At 34.0% G+C, this 3,821-nt stretch carries 3 protein-coding genes; all 3 read right to left on the reverse strand.

The features are described from left to right. Nucleotides 1–131 precede the first annotated feature (131 nt). Nucleotides 132–935, reverse strand: coding sequence for a DUF4393 domain-containing protein (locus tag ACP7AV_RS17050; protein WP_426092993.1), 804 nt, complete (start codon nt 933–935; stop codon nt 132–134). 869 nt (nt 936–1,804) lie between these two features. Beyond that, nucleotides 1,805–2,503 (reverse strand): hypothetical protein, encoded by a 699-nt coding sequence (locus tag ACP7AV_RS17055; RefSeq protein WP_426092994.1) that lies wholly within the window; start codon nt 2,501–2,503, stop codon nt 1,805–1,807. Between the two features lie 107 nt (nt 2,504–2,610). After that, on the reverse strand, nt 2,611–3,821 hold a 1,211-nt coding region (locus ACP7AV_RS17060; protein WP_426092995.1), incomplete at its 5' end, for a transposase.

The following is a 3,821-nucleotide window of genomic DNA, read 5'->3' on the forward strand; positions in this document are numbered from 1 at the left end:
TCCAACTTTTCCAACAAGCCGCTGGGGATGGCATTTTTTACTCGAAAAACATCAAGATATCGCTCAGTTTAAAAAGTTGTTAATAACTTAAGTCTGCTTTACATAGGAACCCTAGCTGTTGGCAGTAGTATTTATTTTCGGCAAGCTTTTATGAATAATTTTCCCAACTCTGTAACTTCATAAAATCTTTTTTGGATTTCACATTTTGGATTATATTCTACATTTTTTGTATTCCATTCCTCATAAGAAACTATCAATTCAGAATATTTTTTTTCAAGATTAATATACAGATCTTCGTCAACCTTAAAAGAATTGCCTTGTACTTCTATGATTTGTAAACTAACCAAATTGTCCAAATACAAATCTATATTATTTGGACAAATTAAATCTAAATCTTTTTCTAAAGCAGTTAAGTTCCATGCTTGTTTTACATATTCAGCGTGATTGTCTTTCGAGCGACTAACAATATTTATAAAAGGTATTGAATTTAGATTTTCAATATGATTTATAATTCTTGCTTCATCGACTGTCATTCTATCAATTATATGAATAAAAGTTGGGTGTGCTTCATTAATAGTATCTATTGAAGATGCTTTAGCTAATAAGCGTACATATAGATCAGCAATTTCTCTATTAGTTACATACGTTAACCTATCAATAATTGGAATACCTAAAATTGTAGGTACATCTATCAATTTACTATTATCTATTTTGTCTATTTTTTCTCTGTAAGCATCCAAACTTTTTGTGAAATTTATTTTCGCTTTTTCACTTGACAATTTTAATGGTAGTAAAATAGTATTACTAATTTCAAATATAGTTTCGAGAGCAATTCCAATTTTTTTGATAGAAGGTTGTGCACAATCTTGATAAATCATTGAGAGAACATTAGGTGATCCTTTAATCAATTGGTAAGTAGGTGAATTTTCTTCCATTTTCGGTTTTTTAATATTACTGCCAACGTCAGTTCGTCTAAAAACCTCTAAACGAATAGTATTTTGTTAATCAGTGAGTAAATATATGTGATTTAAACTACAATTAAAATTCTTTCTGGGAAAAGTCCCTTTAGGAGTATCAAAATAAAACAGTCCATAAAAAGCTTTAAAAATTGCTCTTAGAACCCCAAAATACAAAGCCAATACTTTTAGATATTGTTTGAGTAGATTTTGGTCAATCAGGTTAAAAATTCGACGCAGATTGTAGGCACAGAAAATCAATCTTACATCGGCTGAGGCGCGTTTGATGGTTTTTTTGGTCATGATATAATAAAAGTCCGATTGGCGTTTTATCACTCTCCCGCGAAGAGCGGGACAGGCTATGGAATTTCCACTATAGCTTGCCTTCTGTGATATACTTCGTAATTGTTTTCGATTCTAACCTTGTTTTGATAAATCAAATGGGCGTATTAGGAGCGTTCGATGATTTTGCCTTTGGCATTTTTAGTGCATTTTGCGAAGAGTTTGCGATTTACACCGAATAGCAGTTTTTGACCAGCGCGGTCCGCCTTCTTGGTATCTTGGCGGTAGCCAAAGTTCAAGTTCCTGTAAAAGTTGATTTTATGGGTAAGGTAATTTGTGTTTAAAAGTGAAGGAAAATATGAAAAAAACCAAGCTGAAACCACTCCGCAAAAAAAGAGGAACAAAATCCTCTTGAAAATACCGCTACAATCTTTACGATAATTCCATAGTGTTGACGGCAGGTACTCGGTTCTCCCGTAAAAACGGGACAGGCTGTTCAACACGGGTTTCATTGTTGGTGCTGCGCACGCAACGAAACCAAACTGTTTGCCCAGTTTTTTTATAACTCAAAATTCAAGTTCGTCAAAATTCTTTATTTCAGATAATCTTAACATATTTTTCTTTTTTATATTTTCCCAAGTTTCTTTAAAATTATCTGTAGTATATTCATCTCCGTCTTCATCCTTATTTAGATTATCCCTTGTTAGTTTCTTATTAGTCAAAAAATTTATACTCACTTCATATTGCGGAACTGGACCACGACTTGAATAAGAGTCATAACCGATTAATTCCATATCGCCATTTTGATGCCTAAATGTGTAACCCCAATTCCCGTATCTACCGTGTCCATAACTGATGTATAATTTCCCTTTTTTTATTTCAACATAAAGTTCAGGAGCAAAATATACTCCGCCATCTTCGTTTTCGGAAGAAAAACAATCATAATTTTTTGTGACTAATTCATAAAAACCTCCTTTATTGAATAATACAATAATACCTCTACGATTTCGGTCTAATTCACTACGATTATCATCTTTTATGATTTTACTTTTATCAGTTCCTTTAATTATAAGAACGATGTCTTCCAATCCGTCTTTGTTTAAGTCTCCTTTTATTTTGTCCCAACTTCCAGATGAAATTCCGCCTTCATACTTATGAATTACATATCCTTTTGGTATAAAGTCAGTCGGAGTTTTCTTTTGTTCAACTTGTCCAAAAACAGTAATTGTCAAAGTCAGGAATAAAAATGTTAGTTGTTTCTTCATTGTGTGGTCATATAATTGCCCATAACGTCACTTCGTCTAAAAACCTCTAAACGAACTCATTTTAGTTAATCAGTAAGTAAATATATATATATATATATATATATGATTTAAACTACAATTGAAACTCTTTTTGGAAAAAAGCATTCTTCATTCTTAAAACAAAACAATCCGTAAAAAGCGTTAAAAACTGCTGTTAGAACCCCAAAATACAAAGCCAATACTTTTAGATATTGTTTTAGTAGATTTTGGTCTATTAAATTAAAAATTCGGCGCAGATTGTAGGCACAGAAAATCAATCCTACATCGGCTGAGGCGCGTTTGATGGTTTTTTTGGTCATGATATAATAAAAATCCGATTGTCTTTTAATGACACCGTATGGATGTTCCACTATGGCTTGCCTTCTGCGATAGACTTCATAATTATTTTCGATTCGTACTTTATTTTGAAAAATTAAATCAGCGTATTGGGAGCGTTCAATGAGTCTGCCTTTGACATTTTTGGTACATTTTTTATAAAGTTGACAAGTCAAACACGCATTAGTTTTGTAATGCTTCATCTGGGTTATTGATTTGCCGTTCTTTTTGGCGTACCAATTTCCGTTGGTGGTCAGGGTTTCATTGGCAGGACAGGTATAGGAATCGGTGGTTTTGTTGTATTTAAAATATTCTACATCAAAAGCGGTATCAGGTGCGTGTGCAGATACGCCAGGAATAGCCACTAAAACATCGATACCAAGACGGTTAGCGTAGTCAAATTCGCTGCCGGTGTGATAGCCTTTGTCATAAACTGCTATAAAATTAGCATGACCTAAAATGGTTTTGCTTCGGCGCAACATGCCGCCCATGGCTTTGGAATCGTTTTCATTGGTCACCTTGAAATCAATTGGAATGTTATGCAGCGCACCCACTGTAGTTTGTACCGTGTAGGCGACTTCCGAGATGTTGTTTCGCGTCATTATTTGGCGACTATCAGGATCCGAAGTCGAAATTTGGGTAACCCCTGTAGTATCGATGGTGTTTTGATACCCAATGTATTTTTGCTTTTGAATACTGTGTTTTTTTATCTTTTTTGCAATAATTTGTTTTTCTAAAACATCCCCATCTTCTTTGGCTAAAGCCGCGTTATATTCTTCGAGTCTAGCATCGATATAGGCAATGTGACGCTCTATTTTATTAGAATTAAAATTATTTTTCTTGGAGTTTTGTGCTCTGAGTTTGGTACTATCACCAGCAACAAGGCTTCCGCCAATGAGTTCAAAATGGGAGGCTAGTTTTACCGTTGCCCGAAAAACGCGCGCAATGGCTTTGGGATTGTTTT

This window comes from Flavobacterium sp. DSR3-2, assembly GCF_049896525.1.
Classification (GTDB): domain Bacteria; phylum Bacteroidota; class Bacteroidia; order Flavobacteriales; family Flavobacteriaceae; genus Flavobacterium.